This window comes from Streptomyces sp. NPDC006430 (assembly GCF_040612395.1).
Taxonomy (GTDB): Bacteria; Actinomycetota; Actinomycetes; order Streptomycetales; family Streptomycetaceae; genus Streptomyces.
Window position 1 is genome coordinate 97,754 of sequence record NZ_JBEXQA010000004.1, and the last position, 17,085, is coordinate 114,838.

The window sequence follows — 17,085 nt, forward strand, 5'->3', positions numbered from 1 at the left end:
GCGTGAGCAGCCTGGTGCACGACGACGGCATGGACGGGGAGCGCTACCGGCGGGAGGACCTGGCCCGCGCGGCCGGCGTCAAGGTGCGCAACCTGCGCTACTACCAGGAGCGCGGGCTGCTGCCGCCACCGCGCCGCGAGGGCCGGATCGCCTGGTACTCCGCGGACCACCTGACCCGGCTGCGGCTGATCAGCGACCTGCTGGGGCGGGGGTACACCGTCAACGGCATCGCGGAGTTGCTGCACGCCTGGGAGGCGGGCGGCGGGCTGTCCCAACTGTTGGGCCTGGAGCGGGCGATGACCCGCGACTGGGTCCAGGAAGAGCCGGTCACCATGACCCTGGCCGAGCTGCGCGAGCTGTTCGGCCCGGCGGCGACGGCCGAAGACACCCGGCGGGCCGCGGAGTTGGGGTACGTACGGATCGACGGCAACCACGTCACGCACCGGAGCCGGCGCTTGCTGGAGGCGACGCTCACGCTGGTGCGGCAGGGGGTGCCGCTCGTGGAGGTCCTCGATGCGGGGGACTTCGTACAGACGCAGGCGGCCGTACTCGCCGACCGGTTCGTCGGACTGTTCCGGCGGCACGTGATCGGCACGGAGGGGCTGGAGCGACTTTCGGCCACGCAACTGGATCACATCTCGGAGGCGGCGGCGGCACTGCGTCCGGTGGCGGGCGAGGTCGTGGCCGCGGAGTTCGCCCGGGCGATGGCCCGGCGGGTGGAGGCGGAGGTCGCCGAACTGCTGCGCACGCAACAGTGACCGACCGGTAGGAGTCGGCCGGAAAGGCACGCTCGAACAACCTTGCCAACCTTCATTGGCACTCTTACATTCAACTCGTCGGTAACAACGGTGCACAGCCGAAATAAGGGACGATCTCATGGCAGATTCCCCCACGACATCCGATTTATCCGGCCCGCCCGGCAGAGATGACGAGCGGGGCGGCTGCGTCCGCTGGCGTCACTTCGCCGTCCTGACCGTCCCCGCCGTGGCCGTGACCGCCGGCCTCGGCATCGCCCTCGCGCAGGGCGCGCTCGCCGCCTCCTTCGCAGTATCTGGGCAACAGTTCAAGGTCTCGGCGGCGAGTCTTGAGGGCGAGGGGTTCGCCCAGTACGGCAGCATCGACGTCAACGCCCGCGAGGAACTCATCCCGGTGGCGGTGACCGCCATCAAGGAGGCCAAGCTCCACAGCCTCTGCCAGTCGGTGGTGACCACCCTCCCGGTCGTCGGCGACATCTCGCTCAATCTCACCGCGGGCGGCAAGACCCCGGTCGAGGCCAGCAACCTCTTCGTGGACGCCACCCAGCTCTCCGGCAACGCCGTCTTCACCAACATCGAGATCGGCCGCGACGCCTCCACCCTCGACAAGGGGCCGACGGAAGCCGTGGGCATGCAGGACCTGTTCGCCCAGCAGGCGGACACCGTCAGCATCACCGATCTCCAGCAGACGGCTTGGGCCACGAACGCGGGCACCTTCAAGCTCTCCGGGCTCAGCATGAACATCAGCAAGGGCAAGAAGGAATGCTTCTGAGCCGTTGGCGGCAGTGGCGACGGTGGCGGCGCAACAGGCCCTTCTGGGGTGGACTGTTCGCCATCCTCGCCGGCGCGGAGATCTGCGCCCTGCCGCTGGCACCGCTGAAGGTCATGCTCCAGCAGGGCGTCGCCGGCATCCCGTCCGTCCTGATGGGCATCGTCATGATCGTGCTCGGCCTCACCGCCTGGTTCGCGCCCCCACAGCGCAGCCTCGCCGGTGTCCTCACCACCCTCGTCGCGACCGCCGCGCTGGTCCTGTCGAACCTCGGCGGGTTCCTGATCGGCACCCTGCTCGGGATCCTCGGCGGCGGCCTGATGTTCGCCTGGCAGCCGTACGCCGCCCCGCGCCGCTCCCCCACACCGCAGTCCCCCACCCCAACCGGCTCCACACTGCACACCGATCCCCAAGGAGCACAGCCATGAGCCGCACGCGCACCGCGCTCGTCCTCGGGATGGCCGCCGCCGGAGCACTGTCGGTGGCCTCGGTCACCGCCACCGCCGCGCCCTTACCGCTGGCCGGGTCGACCACCGTCACCCCGGCCGGACACGCCTTCAAGGCCGCCCTGAGCGGGAAGGCCACCCTCAAGGCCGGTTCGGTGACGGTGACCTGCACGGTCTCCGTCTCCACCGGCACGGTCCCGGCGGCCCCGGGTAACCACAACGCCGCCGGGCCCGTCTCGTCGCCGATCTCGCCGCCGACGTACAGCTCGTGCACCTCCAGCATGCCGGGCGTGACACCGACGGTCACCACCAGCGGTTCCTGGTCGGTGTCGATGCAGGACGGCTCCCCGATCACCGCCACCATGACCGTCCCGGTCGGCGGACTCGTCGTGCACACGACCGGTCTGGCCACCTGTACGGTCACCGCGGCGCCGTCGGCCCCGGCCAACGTCGCCGGGAGCTGGGCCAACGGCGCTCCGTCGAGCCTGACCTTCACCAACGCCTCCGTACCGGTCACGGTCACCGGTGGGTTCGGCTGCCCGACGAGCGCGACCTCCTCCACCTTCAACGCCGTGTACAAGGTCACCGATACGACCGACCCGGCGCAGCAGATCACCGTCGGCCCCTGAACCACCCCTGCACGAGGACGCCCGCCCGCGCCGGGGAGATCCGGAGCGGGCGGGCGGCCCCACCGCCGGCCGGGCGGACCGGGTTGAACCCGCCCCACCGCCGGCGGACGGGAAAAGGCGTTGCCCGGCGGACACGGGGCCGGACAAGCTTCCTCCCATGTCAGATGACGCCCTCCCGAACCAGCCGGTGGAACCGCACGCGCGGCGCACCGTCACCGACCTCTTCTCCGGCGGTCGGCTCCTCGCGGTCCCGCGCAGGGCCGCCCGCCGCGAGCAACTGCTCGTCCATCTGGCCGAGACCCTCTTCGCGGAGGACCGGGCGTACACGGAGCCCGAGGTGAACGAAGCGCTGCGCACCGTGCACGAGGACTGCTCGGCACTGCGGCGCTACCTGATCACCTCGGGCCTACTGACCCGCACCCGGGACGGCAGCAGCTACCGGCGGGCGGCCCCGACCGACCGATAACGGGCTCCGCCGACCGATAGCGAGCCCCGCCGGGCCGGTAGCGGGCCCCGACCGGCCGGTAGCCGGCCTGGACCGCCCGCTCACGGGCCGCGACCGGCCGCGGAATGCCCGGCGACCCCGCCCGTACTCGACGGGCGCGCTGATCCGAGCCCGCCGCCCGGTCGCGCTATCCCCGGTACGTCTCCAGCAGCCTGAGCCAGATCTCGCTGATCGTCGGGAAGGCCGGGACCGCGTGCCACAGCCGGTCGATCGGGACCTCTCCCGCGACCGCGATCGTGGCCGCGTGCAGGAGCTCGGCTGCCCCCGGGCCGACGAAGGTGGCCCCGAGGAGCACCTCCCGGTCCAGGTCTACGACCATCCGGGCCCGGCCACGGTACCCGTCGGCGTACAGCCCGGCGCCCGAGACCTTGCCCAGGTCGTAGTCGACCGCGCGGACCCGGTGTCCGGCCCGCTCCGCCTCGGCGAGGGTCAGGCCCACGGCCGCCGCCTCCGGGTCGGTGAACACTGCTTGCGGCACGGCCCGGGTATCGGCGGTCGCCGCGTGCGCGCCCCAGCGACCGGTGTCGAGCGCGGCGGTGCCCGCCGCGCGCGCCGCGATGGCGGTGCCCGCGATCCTGGCCTGGTACTTGCCCTGGTGGGTCAGCAGTGCACGGTGGTTCACGTCTCCGACGGCGTACAGCCAGTCGTGACCCAGCACCCGGCAGCTGTCGTCGACCGTGATCCAGCCGCCAGGCGTCAGCCCGACGGTGTCCAGCCCGATGTCCTCGGTGCGCGGCGCGCGGCCGGTCGCCATCAGCAGTTCGTCGCCCTCCAGGAACTCGCCGCCCTCCAGCACGACGCGAACGGGCCCGGTCGAGCCGTCGCGTACCACCGCCTCGACCGAAACGCCCGTGCGCACCACCGCGCCGGCTTCGCGCAGCGCCTCGGCGACCAGCTCCCCCGCGAAGGGTTCCATCCGCGGCAGCAGCCCCGCGCCGCGGACCAGGACCGTGACCTCGGATCCGAGGGCCCGCCAGGCGGTGGCCATTTCGGCCGCCACCACCGAACCGCCCACGATCAACAGCCGCCCCGGTGCTTCCTGGGCCGAGGTGGCCTCGCGGCTGGTCCACGGGCGCACCCCGGCGAGCCCGGGCAGGTCCGGGATGACGGCCCGGGTGCCGGTGGCGACGACCACCGCGTGCCGGGCGGCGAGCACGTGGTGCTCCCCCTCGGGGCTGGTCACCGCGACCTTGCGCACTCCGTACAGCCGGCCGTGGCCGCGGTAGACGTGGGCCCCGATCGAGTCCAGCCAGTCGACCTGCCCGTCGTCCTTCCAGCTGCTGGTCCAGTAGTCGCGGTGCGCGAACACGGCCGCCGCGTCCAGCGGGCCCGCGACGGCGTCCGCGAGGCCGGGCACCCGGCGGGCGTCGGCCCTGGCGAGCGCCGGGCGCAGCAGGGCCTTGCTCGGCACGCACGCCCAGTACGAGCATTCCCCGCCGATGAGTTCGCTCTCCACGAGGGCCGTGGTGAGCCCGGCGGCGCGGGTCCGGTCCACGATGTTCTCGCCGGCCGGTCCCCCACCGAGCACCACCACGTCGTATTCCACCGCTTCCGACACAGTCACCTTCCGTGGTTCCAGGGACAGGGGCTCATGTCCCCGTCACCTTACGTGGGGTACGGAAGAGGCCCGGCAGACGCGCGGCAACGCCACTGCGCAAGCCCGGACGCACGGCGGTGTCCCGGCGAGGCCACCATGGGCCGGCCGGGACAACCACACACTCGCACTTCGGGCCTCGGCCTCGGACCAGGGCCCCCGGACCTCAGGCGCCGCGCTTCGGACCTCAGGCCTCCGTCGTGCCGGCGGAGCCCGGCTGGCCCTCCTGCTGCGACGCGGCGATCTTCCCGCGTACCTCGTCCATGTCCAGCGCCCGCGCCTGCCCGATGAGGTCCGTGAGCGCGGCCTCTGGAAGCGCGCCGGGCTGCGCGAAGATGGCCACCTGGTCCCGGACGATCATCAGAGTCGGAATCGAGGTGATTTGGAAGGCGGCGGCCAGCTCCTGCTGCGCTTCCGTGTCCACCTTGGCGAAGACCAGGTCGGGGTTCGTCTGCGATGCCTTCTCGTAGACCGGGGCGAACGCCAGGCAGGGCCGGCACCAGCCCGCCCAGAAATCGATCAGCACGAACGGGTTCTCACTGACCGTCCGGTCGAAGTTCTCCTTGGTGAGCTCGACAGTAGCCACGGGTTCCAGACCTCCTGATCGCTTCCTATGCTGCTTGAACGATCGACTCGCCCGGTGCATTCCACAGGTCGCTCAGAAGGGGTGCCCCGCCGGGGAGGAGCGGACCGTGGTCCAGCGCAGCTCCGTGAAGGCGTCCAGGTTCGCTTCGCCGCCGAAGCGGGCTCCGGTCCCGGAGGCGCCGAGCCCGCCGAAGGGGGCCACCGCCTCGTCGTTCACCGTCTGGTCGTTGACGTGCGCGATGCCGGTCGGGATCCGCCCGGCCAGCTCCAGCCCGCGGGCCGCGTCCCGGGTCACGATCCCGAGGGAGAGACCGTAGGGGCCCGCCGAAGCCAGGGCCACCGCCTCCTCCTCCGTCTCGAAGGACCGTACGGGCGCCACCGGGCCGAAGACCTCTTCGGCGTAGGCGGGGGTGTCGTCGCCGACGCCCGCCAGTACGGTCGGCCGGTAGAACAGCTCCTCGTGGGTCCCCCCGGCGACGAGCTTTGCCCCCTGCTCCGTACTGGCCTCGACCAGGGCGTGGACCCGCTCCAGCTGGCCCCGATCGATCAGCGGCCCCAGGTGCACCCGGTCTCGGTACGGGTCCCCCACCACCAAGGCCTCGGCCCGCGCGGCGAGCCGCTCCACGTACTCGTCGTACAGCGAGGCGTGGACGAGGTGCCTGCCGGCGGTCATGCAGATCTGCCCCTGGTGGAAGAACGAACCCCAGGAGGCCTGCGCGACGGCGGCCTCGACGTCGGCGTCCTGGAGCACGACGAGGGCGGAGTTCCCGCCCAACTCCAGGTGGGCCCGCTTGAGGTGGCGGCCGGCCAGCTCCCCGACCAGCCGTCCGGCCGCCGTGGAACCGGTGAACGACACCACCCGTACCAGCGGGTCGGCGACCACGGCGGCGCCCGTCCCGGCATCCCCGGGCAGCACCTGGAGCAGCCCGTCCGGCAGGCCCGCGGCGGTGAGGACGGCGGCGAGCGCGAGGCCACCGCACACGGCGGTGCGCCGGTCCGGCTTGAGCAGCACCGCGTTGCCGAGCGCGAGCGCCGGCGCGACCGAGCGGATCGCCAGGATCAGCGGGGCGTTGAACGGGGCGACCACGCCGACCACTCCGGCTGGTACCCGGCGGGTGAAGGAGAGCCGGGGCGCTTCGCTGGCCAGTACCTGCCCGGCCGGGCGGGAGGCCAACGCGGCGGCCTCGTAGCACTCCTGGGCGGCGACGTGGAGCTCGAAGTCCGCCTTGCCGGGTATGGAGCCGGACTCCCGCACCAGCCAGTCCCGCAGTTCCGCGGCGTGCTGGGCGAACAAGTCTCCGGCGCGGCGCAGGACGGCGGCCCGCTCCATGTGGGTGGCCCGCGCCCAGTCGTGCTGAGCGGTCCGGGCCCGTACGGCGGCTTCTGCGACGTCGGCGGGAGCCGCGAGGTGGAGCGTGGCGAGGGTACGGCCGGTGGCGGGTTCGACGACCGGGGCGGCACCGCCGGTCAGGGTCGGTCCGTCCTGCCAGAGCGTCGGTTCGAGGAGCGGCATGGCGCGGGGCCTCCGGGTGGGGATGGGCGGGGCGGGGGGCGGCAGCACGCGCCATCGTGCCAGACCGGAGGCACCACATCTGTTCAGTTATTGGGCAGTTGACGTTCCTTCGTGACCGGAATCGTTCGGCCGTCCTTCGCCGTGCGGGGGGGGGGGGCTCAGCGCTCCAGGACGAGCGCGATGCCCTGCCCGACGCCGATGCACAGCGTCGCCATGCCGGTTCCCGAGCCGGCGGCGGCCAGCTGGTGCGCCACCGAGCCGGCGAGCCGAGCCCCGGAAGCGCCGAGCGGGTGGCCGATCGCAATGGCTCCGCCGCGCGGGTTGACCACCGCCGGGTCCAGCTCCGGCCAGGCCGCGAGACAGCCCAACGCCTGTGCCGCGAAGGCCTCGTTGAGTTCGAGGACGGTGAGGTCGGTCAGGTTCCGGCCGGCCTTGGAGAGCGCCCGCTGCACGGCGTCGACCGGGCCCAGGCCGAAGAGCTGCGGCTCGATGCCGGTGGCCGCGGAGGCGCTGATCCGGGCGAGCGGCTCCCGGCCGGTGGCCGCCAGCCCCGCCTCGTCCGTCAACAGCAGTGCCGCGGCACCGTCGTTGAGCGGGGAAGCGTTCCCGGCGGTGACCGTGCCCGTGCCGTCCGTCCGGAAGGCGGGCCGGAGGCGCGCCAGCGACTCGGGCGTCGAGCCCTCCCGGATGCATTCGTCGCGGACGAGGTCCACCCCGGGGTACGGCACGACCTCGTCGTCGTACAGCCCGGCCGTCCAGGCGGCCGCGGCGGTGCGGTGGCTCCCGAGGGCGAAGAGGTCCTGCGCCTCGCGGGTGATGCCGTGCTTCTCGGCGATCAGTTCGGCACCCTCGCCGAGCGAGCCGGTCCACTCGGCGGGCATCCGCGGGTTGGTCATCCGCCAGCCGAGGGTGGTGGACCACATCTGCTGGTGGGCGGCCGGGAAGGAGCGTTCGGGCTTCTGCACCACCCAGGGGGCTCGGCTCATCGACTCGACGCCGCCCGCGATGGCGACGGAGGCGTCCCCCAGCGCGATGGCGCGGGCGGCCTGGATGACCGCTTCGAGGCCCGATCCGCAGAGCCGGTTGACGGTGACCCCGGGGACCGACACCGGGAGCCCTGCGAGCAGTACGGCCATCCGGGCGACGTCCCGGTTGTCCTCGCCGGCACCGTTGGCGTCACCGAAGACGACGTCGTCGATGCGCGCGGGGTCGAGGTCCGGCGTACGGTCCACCAGCGCGCGCACGACGTGCGCGGCGAGGTCGTCCGGGCGTACCCCGGCGTAGGCACCGCCGAACTTGCCGATCGGGGTGCGGACGGCGTCGACGACGTAGACGTCGCGGACGGTGCGGATGCTCATGGGGCTCTCCTGCGCGGATCCGTACGGGCGGCGCCGAGGAGGTGCCGTAGTAGGCACCCGGTACGGCGCCGGGCGCGCCCGGTGGGGCGCGCCCGCAGTCTCCGTCCGCCGGTCACCGCCTGTCAACGCTCCCCCTGCCTGCGAGGGCCGGCGGGTCCGGCCCGACAGGTTCGGCCCACGGTCGGCGGCCCGCAGTCAGGAGCCGCCGTCAGCGGCCCGCGGTCGGCGGCCCAGCGGTCAGCTCGACTCGCGCTGGACGACCACGGCGGCCATCAGGTCGTACCGCTGCGTGATCTCCGCCGGCTCGCGCACCGCCCGGTCCACCATCGAGGCCAGGTGGTCCCCGGTCGGCAACTCGATCTGCACCGTGCTCAGCCGTGGCCGCAGCAGCCTGCCGATGAGCAGGTCGTCCGCGCCGACGACCGCGACGTCCTCGGGGATGCGCAGGCCCTCGTCCAGCAGGGCGCGCATCAGCAGCATCGCGTACTCGTCGTTGTACGCGAACACCGCGTCCAGGCCGAGGGAGCACCAACGGGCCGCGACACCCGCGGCCGACTCCTCCGAGTAGGCCAACGGGAGCGGCTCGATCTCGGCGCCCGCCACCGAGCGGGCTCCCTCCAGCCGGGGAGTGGAGTACAGCTCCAGCCCCTCCTCCCGCGGAACGACCACCCCGATCCGCCGGCGGCCTCGCGCGACGAGGTGGGTGGCGGCCCGGACCCCGACTTCGCGCTGGTCCATGACCAGGGCGTGCGCGCCGGGGACACCGACCGGGCCCGTCGTGATCACCGCGCGGGCCCCGGCACGTTTGAGGGTCGCCACATTGTGCGCGGACAGGGTGATCTCGCCCAGTGAGATCACCGCGACCGGACGCAGCTCGGCCCAGGCCCGGGCGGCCTCGTCGCCGCTGAGGCCGAGGCTGCCGTACTGGACCACGGTGTAGTCGAGGCGGCGCAGGGACCACTGGAGCTCGTTGAGGAGGGCGCTGTAGAGCGGGCCTACAGACACGTGCGAGGTGGGCAGCAGCACGATCCGGGTGTGTCCGGCGCGCAGGCTGCGGGCGGCGGCGTGCGGCACGTACCCGAGCTCTTCTGCGGCCTGGTGGACCTTGCGGCGGGTCGGTTCGCTGATGCGTACGGCTTCCGCGTTGTTCAGGACGTACGAGACCGTCGCGCGCGAGACGCCGGCGAGGCGGGCCACGTCTGCGCTGGTCGGCACGGGGGGCGGCGCAGCGAGCGGCCCGGCGGGCGACGTCGGGGCCGAGGAGGAGGACTTCGGCGATTTCGATGACTGAGACATTGCCGTGGCATCCTTCCAGACCGATCACACCCGGGGGCTAGCGGATGGCCGGAAACGGCTGCTAAGAGGTGCGTTCGGGCGCCGGCGTCGCACACACCGTCCACCGCGGCGACTTCGACTGCTCTAGCCACCCTCGGTTCCTCGCCGTTACCTTCGGTCCTACCGAGCGGTAACGGGGAGGTCCGATGTCGGTGACGTCAGGTTCGAAGGCTCCAGTCGCCCCTTCCGGCGGATCGTCAAACGCTCCGGCCGGTTTGGTCGACATGGCAACGGCGCTCGCCGAAGGAAGCGTCACGGCACGGCAGTTGACGCAGGAGGCACTGGCGAGGATCGCGGCGGCTCAGGCCCAGCTCAACGCCTTCCGCGTCGTACGCGCCGAGGCCGCGCTCGCCGAGGCGGACGCGGCCGACCGGCGCCTCGCCCGCGGTGAGCGGTTGCCGCTGCTGGGCGTGCCGGTGGCCGTCAAGGACGACATGGACGTGGCCGGGGAGCCCACGGCGTTCGGCTGCGCCGGGGACTTCCCGCCGAAGACCGCCGACAGCGAGGCCGTACGCAGGCTGCGCGCGGCCGGCGCGATCGTCGTCGGCAAGACCCAGACGCCGGAGCTGGGGCAGTGGCCCTTCACGGAGGGCCCGGCCTTCGGCGCGACCCGCAATCCGTGGAACCCGGCCCATACGCCCGGCGGTTCCTCGGGCGGCTCGGCGGCTGCCGTGGCCGCGGGACTGGTCCCTGCCGCCCTCGGATCCGACGGGGCGGGTTCCGTCCGGATCCCCGCGGCCTGGACGCACCTGGTCGGGGTGAAGCCGCAGCGCGGACGCATCTCCACCTGGCCTGAGCCGGAGGCGTTCAACGGCCTCACCGTCAACGGCGTGCTGGCCCGCACCGTCGCCGACGCCGCGCTCCTGCTCGACGCGGCGAGCGGCGCCGACCCGGGCGACCTGCACCGCCCCGCGCCCATTTCGGCGTTCGAGGCGACCCGCCGCCCCCCGCGCCGGCTGCGCATCGCCCTGTCGTTCGGGATGGCGTTCACGGCGACGCCGAAGTCCCTGGATCCGGAGATCCGTTCGGCAGTGGAGCGACTGGCGGGGCGTTTGGAGTCCCTGGGGCACGAAGTCGTCCCCGAGGACCCTCGCTACGGACAGATCGGCCTGACCTTCGTGCCCCGCGCGACCGAGGGCGTACGGAACTGGGCGTCCCGGGTGCCGGACCGAGCGCTGCTGGACCCGCGCACGCACGAGGCGATGCGCACGGGCCGGATCCTGGGCGGTCTGCCACTGCGGGCGTCGCGCAGGGCGGAAGGCCTCCTGCGCAGGAGGATCGGAGAGATCTTCGGCCGGTTCGACGTGGTCCTGACTCCCACGACGGCCACCGCACCGTTGCGGATCGGGGCCCTGGCCGGGCTCGGGGCGATGGCCACGGACCGGGCGATGATCGCCGCCTGCCCGTACGCCTGGACCTGGAACGTCCTGGGCTGGCCGGCGGTGAACGTCCCGGCGGGATTCACGACGACGGGCCTGCCGATGGGGGCCCAGCTGCTGGGGCCGGAGTGCTCGGAGCCACTGCTGCTGGCGTTGGCCGCGCAGGTGGAAGCGGTGGAGAAGTGGGGGGACCGGTGGCCGGACGGGGTGAACTGAGGTGGGGCGGGGGTGGCGGGTCCCGTCGCCACCCCCGCTCCCGCCACCGCCACCGCCGCCCCCACCCGCTGTTGACGATCCAGGACCTGATGTAAGTTCCCTTTGGGAACCATGCATGAGGGATGCGACACGGGAGGAGCGAGCCATGACACAACAGACGTGGACGGCCGTCGACGACTACTTCGACGGGCTACTCGTCGAGGAGGACGCCGCGTTGGTGGCCGCTGCCGCCGACAGCGAGGCCGCGGGGCTGCCCGCCCATCAGGTGGCCCCCAACCAGGGAAAGCTGCTGAATCTGCTCGCCCGCATCCACGGCGCCCGCCGCATCCTGGAGATCGGCACCCTCGGCGGCTACAGCACCATCTGGCTGGCCCGGGCCCTTCCCCCCGGCGGGCGGTTGGTCACACTGGAGGTCGACGCGCAGTGCGCCGACGTCGCCGCCGCGAACATCGCGCGGGCCGGGCTGGCCGACGTCGTCGACATCCGGCGCGGCCGGGCCGTCGACCTGCTGCCCGAGCTCTCGGACCTCGCCCCGTTCGACCTGGTCTTCATCGACGCCGACAAACCGTCCAACCCGGACTACCTGAAGTGGGCCCTGGCGCTCACCCGGCCCGGCAGCGTCATCATCGGCGACAACGTCGTGCGTGACGGCGCGGTCGTCGACCCCGACAGTCCCGACCCCCGCGTCCAGGGCGTTCGCCGGTTCACCGAACTCATCTCCGAGCACCCGAAGTTGACCGCCACCGCGCTACAGACCGTCGGCAGCAAGGGCTACGACGGCCTCGTCCTGGCCCTGGTCACCAACTGACCTGCGCCCTTCCGTACGCCCGAGCCTCACATCGCCCCGGACCGGCCGCAGGCAGGACCGGCCGACCGCCGCACGCGCACCGCAGTCGCCCGAACCAGTAATCTCGCCCGAATGACGGCACTTTCACAGCACGCCAGCGGCTACGTCGAGCGACCCGGGCGGGACGGGGACACGGCGACCACCGAGGCCGATCCGCAGGCCATCGGGCCGGTGCGCACCGAGTACGCCCCCGATCCGGACGGCGACCCGGACCCCGGGGAGATCGTGTGGACCTGGGTCCCGTACGAGGAGAACGACGGCCGGGGCAAGGACCGCCCGGTACTGGTCGTCGCCCGGGAGGCGGGCGGACGGACGCTGCTGGCCGTACAGCTGTCCAGCAAACGGCACGACGGCGACCGGGAGTGGGTGCCGATCGGGACCGGGCCTTGGGACAGCGCCGGGCGGGAGTCCTGGGTGGCAGTGGACCGGGTGCTGCGGGTGCACGAGGCGGGCATGCGGCGCGAGGCGTGCGCGCTGGACCGGCGCCGGTTCCAGTTGGTGGTGAACCGACTGGGCGAGCGCTACGGCTGGCGGTAGCCGCCAGGGCGCTGCCGCGGATCAGCCATCGAGGGCCGGGGCTTCGGTGTGCGCCGGAGCGCCGGCCCCTCGGGGTGGCCTCCGGTACCGGGTTCACGGCGTTCAGGGCCCGGTCTCGAACTTGGGTGGCGCAAGGCTGCTGAGGCAGCCGGTCTTCGGCGCGGTCGGAGTGTCGAAGAACGAGACGGCGATCGCTTGCGCGCACTTGGACGTGGCGAACACGACATGGGGCTCGTAGGGGACCGTGACGACGGTGGCGCGACTCAGCGTGCGGGCGACGTACGGCCCGTTGGCCGCCCCTGTCTGGGAGTCGAACCCGCCCGACAGGGCGAGGGTGGGGATGTCGCTCCGCGTGACGTCACGGATCGAGGGCGGCGCCGCGGGGACGTTCCAGACTTTGCAGTCCGGTCGCAGGAAGGTCAGCTGCGGGGCCTGGGCCAGCACCGAGTGCGGGAACGACGGGAAGGCGTCCCGTCCGCCCTTGAGTGCTTCGGCCTGGCTTTCGTAGGGGATCCATTCGCTGCAGAAGATGCCGTAGGCGAGTCCGTGCGCGACCCTGCCGTGGGCCTGGGGGCTGAGCTTGCCGCCCGCCCACTGCCGGGCGATCCGCTGGGGCTTGCCGTGGGCCAGCTCGTCGAGGGCGCGGGGTACCTGGGGCGCCACGTGGGTGGCGGAGGTCATCCAGTTCACCAGGGCTCCGCCGTCCAGTACGACTTTCACCGGCTTCGGGTTGCCGGGGAGCGTGACGGTGGTCGTGACCGGTTTGGCTTCGAGGTCGCGGACGAGCCGGTCGAAGGTGGCCGGGAGGTTCGGATAGCGGCGGTTGCACGCGGGCTGGTCCGCGCAGGCCTTGAACAGCCCGTCGAAGCCCTGCCTGGCGCTGCTCCAGGTCATGGCCGACCCTCCCTTGGACGGTGGCAGTATGCCGTCGATGCCGACCGACCGGAGTCCTTGCGGGTGCAGGCGCATGTAGACGAGCGCCAGGTGGGTGCCGTAGGAGATGCCGTACACGTTCCACTGTTTGATGCCCAGCGCGGTGCGCAGGTCCGCGTAGTCGGCGGCGCTCTCGATGTCGTTGTAGGCGCTGAGGTCGGCCCCGGCCGCCGCCAGTTTCTCGCGGCAGGTCCGCGTCGCCTCGACGTGCAGGCGCTCGGTGGACGGCGCGTCGTAGACGAGGCCGACCGCGCGTGCATTGAACTCGTCGATGTTGGGGCAGGTGAGCACCGGGTCGGCCGAGTACGTCCCCCGCTGGGACATGAAGATCACGTCGCGGTCGCGGTTCAGGCCGCCGTCGATCGCCATCTTCGCCTCTCCGACCGCGTCGTCGCCGGGTCCGCCGGCGAGCCACACGATCGGGTCGGGTTTCGGTTTGTCGGCCGCCGCCGGCACGATCGCGACACCGAGGGTGATCTTTCGGCTGTCCGGCTCGGTGCGGTTCTCGGGCACGGTGAGCGTTCCGCAGCGGGCTCCTTTGAGCTCGGCGATCGGTTCCGGCGTCTTCGGGCAGGGGCCGGGCTCGAAGCTCGCATCGCCCACTGTGCGGGCGACCGTCCCGATGGGTGCTCCGGTGCCGGGGGACGGCCCCGTGCCCGTGCCGGGCTGCGCGTGGGCGGGCGTCGCGAGCAGGCCGGTGAGGAGGACCCCGGTGGCCACCGCGGCGGATCTGGCGTGGAGCCGTCGCACGGGGCGGCGGCGACGGGGTGCGCGGTCGAGAGCCATGTGCCCTCCCAGTCACTTCGGGATGATCGTGAACGGTTTCGGTGTCAGACCGGCCGCGCAACCGGTGTCGGGCGCGGTCGGACGGGCGAGGAACGAGGCCAGCACGCGCTGCGCGCAGGGCGACTGGGGGACCACCCAGTGTCCGATCCCGGGGATCTGTACGGAGGTCGAGCGGGACAGCGTACGGGCCGCGTCCCGCGCCAGGCTCGCCCCGGTCTTCGCGTCGAACGTGCCGGAGATGATGAGCGCCGGCACGGTGCTCGTGGTGGGCACCCGCTGGGCGGCGGTGCGGTCCAGGACGTTCCAGACGCGGCAGGCCTCGTACTGGAAGGGGAGTTGGGGTGCCTGGGCCAGGACCGTGTCGGGCCATCGGGGGAAGGCCTTGCGCCCCGCGTTCAGCAGGTCGGACGCCGAGGAACCCGGCACCCACTCGCTGCACGCCACCGACTCGATCAGGCCGTGGGCGACCACGCCGGCGGACTGGACCGAATCGGCTGCGCGGGCCCGCGCGAAGCGCTCGGGACGTCCGCGGCTGAGCTCGTCGAGGGCGGCCGGAACGTCGGCGGCCGGGACGGCGTTGGCGACCAGCAGGTTCACCAGCGCGCCCCCGTCGAGGTCGACCTTGACCGGGGCTCCCCCGCCCGGCGGCCGGGCGTTCAGCACCAGCGGCTGCGCCTCCAGCCTGCGCACCTGCTCCGTCAGCGTGCGGGGGAGGTCCGGGTAGCGGCTCTTGCATCGGGGCTCTGCCGCGCAGGCGTCGAGGATGCCGTCGATCCCCTGCCGGGCGCTGCCCCAGGTCACCGGCAGGATGGTGTTCTTCGGTGGTGCGAGCGAGTCGAGTGCCACCGCGCGAATGCCCTGGGGGTGCTCGCGCAGGTAGGTGAGGGCCAGGTTAGTGCCGTAGGAGTACCCGTAGACGTTCCACTGCTTGATGCCCAGTGCTGTGCGCAGGTCGGCGAAGTCAGCGGCATTCTCTGTGGTGTTGTAGGCGCCGAGGTCGATTCCGGCGGCGGCCAGGCGGTCGCGGCACTGCTTCACCGCCTCCAGCATGGGCCGCTGCGACGCCGGTCCGTCGTAGCGCAGGCCCACGGCCTTCGCGTTGAACCGGTCGATCTCCGGGCAGGCGAGGTTCGGCTGGGCGTAGAGGTTTCCGCGCTGGGCCATGATGATCAGATCTCGGTCCCGGTTCAGGCCGGAGTCGACCAGGAAGGGAATGTCGTCGAACGTGTCGGCTCCCGGGCCGCCCGCCATGAACACCACGGGTTCGGTGGCGGGCTTCGCCGCCGTGGCCGCAATGACCGCCACGGGCAACTTGATGGTCCGGCTGCCGGGGCGGGCGCGGTTCTCGGGGACTTCCAGGAAACCGCACCGCGCGCCGCTCAGCGCTTCGATCGGCTCGGGCGGCTTCGGGCAGGGACCGGGCACGAACCGCGCAGGAGCGGTCGGGCCGGGCCCGGCGAGCGGGTTGTGTGACGGCGCGGCGCTGCTCGGTGTCGCGCCGAAGGCCGCCAGGCAGACCAGAGTGGCCGCGACAGTCGCCGCGTTGATGCTGTGCATTGCCATGTGATCTCGTTCCTCTGCCGACATCCGCGGCGCCCGGCCGGGCGACGCCACAGCGGGTTGGTTGGAACGCACCTCTTCGACGGGAGCAGGTGGCGCAAAGGCGCGCATACGGCCGGCTGCCGAACCGGGGTCGATCCCAGCACCAGCATGCTCCGGAAGATCGCCCACCGCATGCCCACCGCGGGGCTGTGGTGCGACGATGGCCTGGGGCCGCTACCTACCCGACACCGCAGCGGCTACGGCCAGGCGGGGTACACGCGCCAGTTCAACGCGTTCGAGAACGAGGACGCCGTCACGCCGACCTCGCCGAGGCGCCGACTGCGCCCGCCAGGCCCTGCGGTCCGGGGCCGGGCGCATCACCGAGGCCTGGGCGGGCACGGATTGCGCGCCCTGCCGCCGGCCCGCGAACCGCAAGCGGCCGGAAGCCGCGGCGGCAGGCCGCGGGCGATTCGCTAGGCCCCGAATCCGGCGAAGGCCCGTTCGAACGCTTCCCGGGGTCCCGGATCGCGGTCCAGCACCCCGAACACCACCCGTTCGAAGACTCCCGCGAAACGGCCGGCCAGCAGCCCCCGGAAGGCCTCGGCGACCTCTGCGGGGTCGTTCTGGAAGACCCCGCACCCCCATGCCCCCAGCACCAGTCGCGGGTACCGGTGCAGCGCCGCCGTCTCCAGGACGCGCTCCGCGCGGCGTGCCAGAGCGGCGGGGATCTCTGCCGCCCGTTCCGGTTCCTGCCTGCGGATGGTGCCGGCGTTCGGCGCAGGGGAGGTGAGGAAGCCCACCCGGAAGGGGGCGTCCAGCAGCTCGCCCCGGTCGTCGCGGAAGACGGGGACCCCGGGGGAGTGAATCACCCGGTCGGTGTAGAAGGTGCTGCGCCCCGCGCGGTGGACCTCGTAGTACTCCGGAGCCTCCAGCAGGGTCTCGTACAGGGCCGAGGCCCGGCACAGCGCCTCCTCCTGCGCCTTGGCCCCACGGACGTAGCCGCCCCCGGGATTCCGGGCCGAGGCGAAGTTCAGCACGGCCACCGGGACCGGCTCCGAACCTTCGGTCGCGAGCCTACGTGCTGCGACCGTACTGCTCTCCCCCGTGACCTCGACGGCCGTCTCACGACCTCCTTGCGGAAGGTTTTCATCTGGAATGACCGACTTTGGCCCATATATTCTGGTTCCGGCCCTGGCCTCCGCCAGGGCGGCGGCGAGGGAGATCTGCCGCCCCGACCGCGTCCGGTAGCCCCCGGCCGCCACGATCGTCGCGTTCTCCCGCGCGATCTCGCGCAATCTGCTGCTCACCTCGCCATCATCGGCAGAGCGGGACAGCTGTGGCCAGAGATTTTTCGCG

The 17,085-nt window shown here is 72.6% G+C and carries 16 protein-coding genes; 8 read left to right on the forward strand and 8 right to left on the reverse strand.

The annotated features are described in order from the left end of the window. Positions 1 to 2 precede the first annotated feature (2 nt). The 5 genes from ABZZ20_RS08440 to ABZZ20_RS08460 all read left to right on the forward strand — a co-directional run bounded on the left by ABZZ20_RS08440 (position 3) and on the right by ABZZ20_RS08460 (position 3,065). Complete coding sequence (locus ABZZ20_RS08440; protein ID WP_356868136.1) at positions 3 to 758, forward strand: MerR family transcriptional regulator; 756 nt, start codon at positions 3 to 5, stop codon at positions 756 to 758. 211 nt (positions 759 to 969) lie between these two features. Then, entirely contained in the window at positions 970 to 1,527 is a 558-nt protein-coding gene (locus ABZZ20_RS08445) for a DUF6230 family protein (protein WP_356868591.1), read from the forward strand. Continuing rightward, positions 1,518 to 1,952 carry a DUF6114 domain-containing protein gene (locus ABZZ20_RS08450; protein WP_356868138.1) on the forward strand — a complete coding sequence of 145 codons (435 nt, stop codon included), beginning with the start codon at positions 1,518 to 1,520 and terminating at the stop codon, positions 1,950 to 1,952. Before ABZZ20_RS08445 ends, ABZZ20_RS08450 begins: the two co-directional genes overlap by 10 nt. Then, positions 1,949 to 2,599: a hypothetical protein gene (locus ABZZ20_RS08455; protein ID WP_356868140.1), complete on the forward strand. Its 651-nt coding sequence runs from the start codon at positions 1,949 to 1,951 to the stop codon at positions 2,597 to 2,599. Before ABZZ20_RS08450 ends, ABZZ20_RS08455 begins: the two co-directional genes overlap by 4 nt. A gap of 157 nt (positions 2,600 to 2,756) precedes the next feature. Further along, positions 2,757 to 3,065 carry a DUF2087 domain-containing protein gene (locus ABZZ20_RS08460; RefSeq protein ID WP_356868142.1) on the forward strand — a complete coding sequence of 103 codons (309 nt, stop codon included), beginning with the start codon at positions 2,757 to 2,759 and terminating at the stop codon, positions 3,063 to 3,065. Positions 3,066 to 3,231: 166 nt separating this feature from the next. Here ABZZ20_RS08460 and ABZZ20_RS08465 read toward each other — a convergent pair whose 3' ends face one another. The 5 genes from ABZZ20_RS08465 to ABZZ20_RS08485 form a co-directional block, all read right to left on the reverse strand. Beyond that, positions 3,232 to 4,662 carry an NAD(P)/FAD-dependent oxidoreductase gene (locus tag ABZZ20_RS08465; RefSeq protein ID WP_356868593.1) on the reverse strand — a complete coding sequence of 477 codons (1,431 nt, stop codon included), beginning with the start codon at positions 4,660 to 4,662 and terminating at the stop codon, positions 3,232 to 3,234. 223 nt (positions 4,663 to 4,885) lie between these two features. Beyond that, entirely contained in the window at positions 4,886 to 5,284 is a 399-nt protein-coding gene (locus ABZZ20_RS08470) for a thioredoxin family protein (protein WP_356868144.1), read from the reverse strand. A gap of 72 nt (positions 5,285 to 5,356) precedes the next feature. After that, the gene (locus ABZZ20_RS08475) at positions 5,357 to 6,796 is read right to left on the reverse strand and encodes an aldehyde dehydrogenase family protein (RefSeq protein ID WP_356868146.1); all 1,440 of its coding nucleotides are present in this window, start codon (positions 6,794 to 6,796) and stop codon (positions 5,357 to 5,359) included. A gap of 158 nt (positions 6,797 to 6,954) precedes the next feature. Further along, positions 6,955 to 8,154 carry a thiolase family protein gene (locus ABZZ20_RS08480; protein WP_356868148.1) on the reverse strand — a complete coding sequence of 400 codons (1,200 nt, stop codon included), beginning with the start codon at positions 8,152 to 8,154 and terminating at the stop codon, positions 6,955 to 6,957. Positions 8,155 to 8,391: 237 nt separating this feature from the next. Continuing rightward, positions 8,392 to 9,450, reverse strand: coding sequence for a LacI family DNA-binding transcriptional regulator (locus ABZZ20_RS08485; protein ID WP_356868150.1), 1,059 nt, complete (start codon positions 9,448 to 9,450; stop codon positions 8,392 to 8,394). Positions 9,451 to 9,635: 185 nt separating this feature from the next. Here ABZZ20_RS08485 and ABZZ20_RS08490 point away from each other — a divergent pair, with 185 nt between their 5' ends. From ABZZ20_RS08490 to ABZZ20_RS08500, 3 genes are all read left to right on the forward strand, one after another. Further along, a complete protein-coding gene (locus ABZZ20_RS08490; RefSeq protein WP_356868152.1) occupies positions 9,636 to 11,084 on the forward strand; it encodes an amidase in 1,449 nt (482 codons plus the stop codon). A 145-nt stretch (positions 11,085 to 11,229) separates the two neighbouring features. Beyond that, positions 11,230 to 11,892, forward strand: coding sequence for an O-methyltransferase (locus tag ABZZ20_RS08495; protein WP_356868154.1), 663 nt, complete (start codon positions 11,230 to 11,232; stop codon positions 11,890 to 11,892). A gap of 111 nt (positions 11,893 to 12,003) precedes the next feature. Further along, positions 12,004 to 12,468: a type II toxin-antitoxin system PemK/MazF family toxin gene (locus ABZZ20_RS08500; RefSeq protein WP_356868156.1), complete on the forward strand. Its 465-nt coding sequence runs from the start codon at positions 12,004 to 12,006 to the stop codon at positions 12,466 to 12,468. A gap of 102 nt (positions 12,469 to 12,570) precedes the next feature. Here the strand turns inward: ABZZ20_RS08500 and ABZZ20_RS08505 are convergent, their stop codons facing one another. The 3 genes from ABZZ20_RS08505 to ABZZ20_RS08515 all read right to left on the reverse strand — a co-directional run bounded on the left by ABZZ20_RS08505 (position 12,571) and on the right by ABZZ20_RS08515 (position 17,036). Continuing rightward, positions 12,571 to 14,187 (reverse strand): alpha/beta hydrolase, encoded by a 1,617-nt coding sequence (locus ABZZ20_RS08505; protein ID WP_356868158.1) that lies wholly within the window; start codon positions 14,185 to 14,187, stop codon positions 12,571 to 12,573. Between the two features lie 12 nt (positions 14,188 to 14,199). Next, positions 14,200 to 15,750: an alpha/beta fold hydrolase gene (locus ABZZ20_RS08510; protein ID WP_356868160.1), complete on the reverse strand. Its 1,551-nt coding sequence runs from the start codon at positions 15,748 to 15,750 to the stop codon at positions 14,200 to 14,202. A 452-nt stretch (positions 15,751 to 16,202) separates the two neighbouring features. Beyond that, entirely contained in the window at positions 16,203 to 17,036 is an 834-nt protein-coding gene (locus ABZZ20_RS08515; RefSeq protein ID WP_356868162.1) for a TIGR02452 family protein, read from the reverse strand. Positions 17,037 to 17,085 lie beyond the last annotated feature (49 nt).

What these genes read in the sequence shown, in the direction of transcription:
- ABZZ20_RS08450 (WP_356868138.1), top strand. Translation starts at nt 1,518, where the DNA reads ATGCTTCTGAGCCGTTGGCGGCAGTGGCGACGGTGGCGGCGCAACAGG.
- ABZZ20_RS08455 (WP_356868140.1), top strand. Translation starts at nt 1,949, where the DNA reads ATGAGCCGCACGCGCACCGCGCTCGTCCTCGGGATGGCCGCCGCCGGA.
- ABZZ20_RS08460 (WP_356868142.1), top strand. Translation starts at nt 2,757, where the DNA reads ATGTCAGATGACGCCCTCCCGAACCAGCCGGTGGAACCGCACGCGCGG.
- ABZZ20_RS08475 (WP_356868146.1), bottom strand. Translation starts at nt 6,796, where the DNA reads ATGCCGCTCCTCGAACCGACGCTCTGGCAGGACGGACCGACCCTGACC.
- ABZZ20_RS08480 (WP_356868148.1), bottom strand. Translation starts at nt 8,154, where the DNA reads ATGAGCATCCGCACCGTCCGCGACGTCTACGTCGTCGACGCCGTCCGC.
- ABZZ20_RS08485 (WP_356868150.1), bottom strand. Translation starts at nt 9,450, where the DNA reads ATGTCTCAGTCATCGAAATCGCCGAAGTCCTCCTCCTCGGCCCCGACG.
- ABZZ20_RS08490 (WP_356868152.1), top strand. Translation starts at nt 9,636, where the DNA reads ATGTCGGTGACGTCAGGTTCGAAGGCTCCAGTCGCCCCTTCCGGCGGA.
- ABZZ20_RS08495 (WP_356868154.1), top strand. Translation starts at nt 11,230, where the DNA reads ATGACACAACAGACGTGGACGGCCGTCGACGACTACTTCGACGGGCTA.
- ABZZ20_RS08500 (WP_356868156.1), top strand. Translation starts at nt 12,004, where the DNA reads ATGACGGCACTTTCACAGCACGCCAGCGGCTACGTCGAGCGACCCGGG.
- ABZZ20_RS08505 (WP_356868158.1), bottom strand. Translation starts at nt 14,187, where the DNA reads ATGGCTCTCGACCGCGCACCCCGTCGCCGCCGCCCCGTGCGACGGCTC.
- ABZZ20_RS08510 (WP_356868160.1), bottom strand. Translation starts at nt 15,750, where the DNA reads ATGGCAATGCACAGCATCAACGCGGCGACTGTCGCGGCCACTCTGGTC.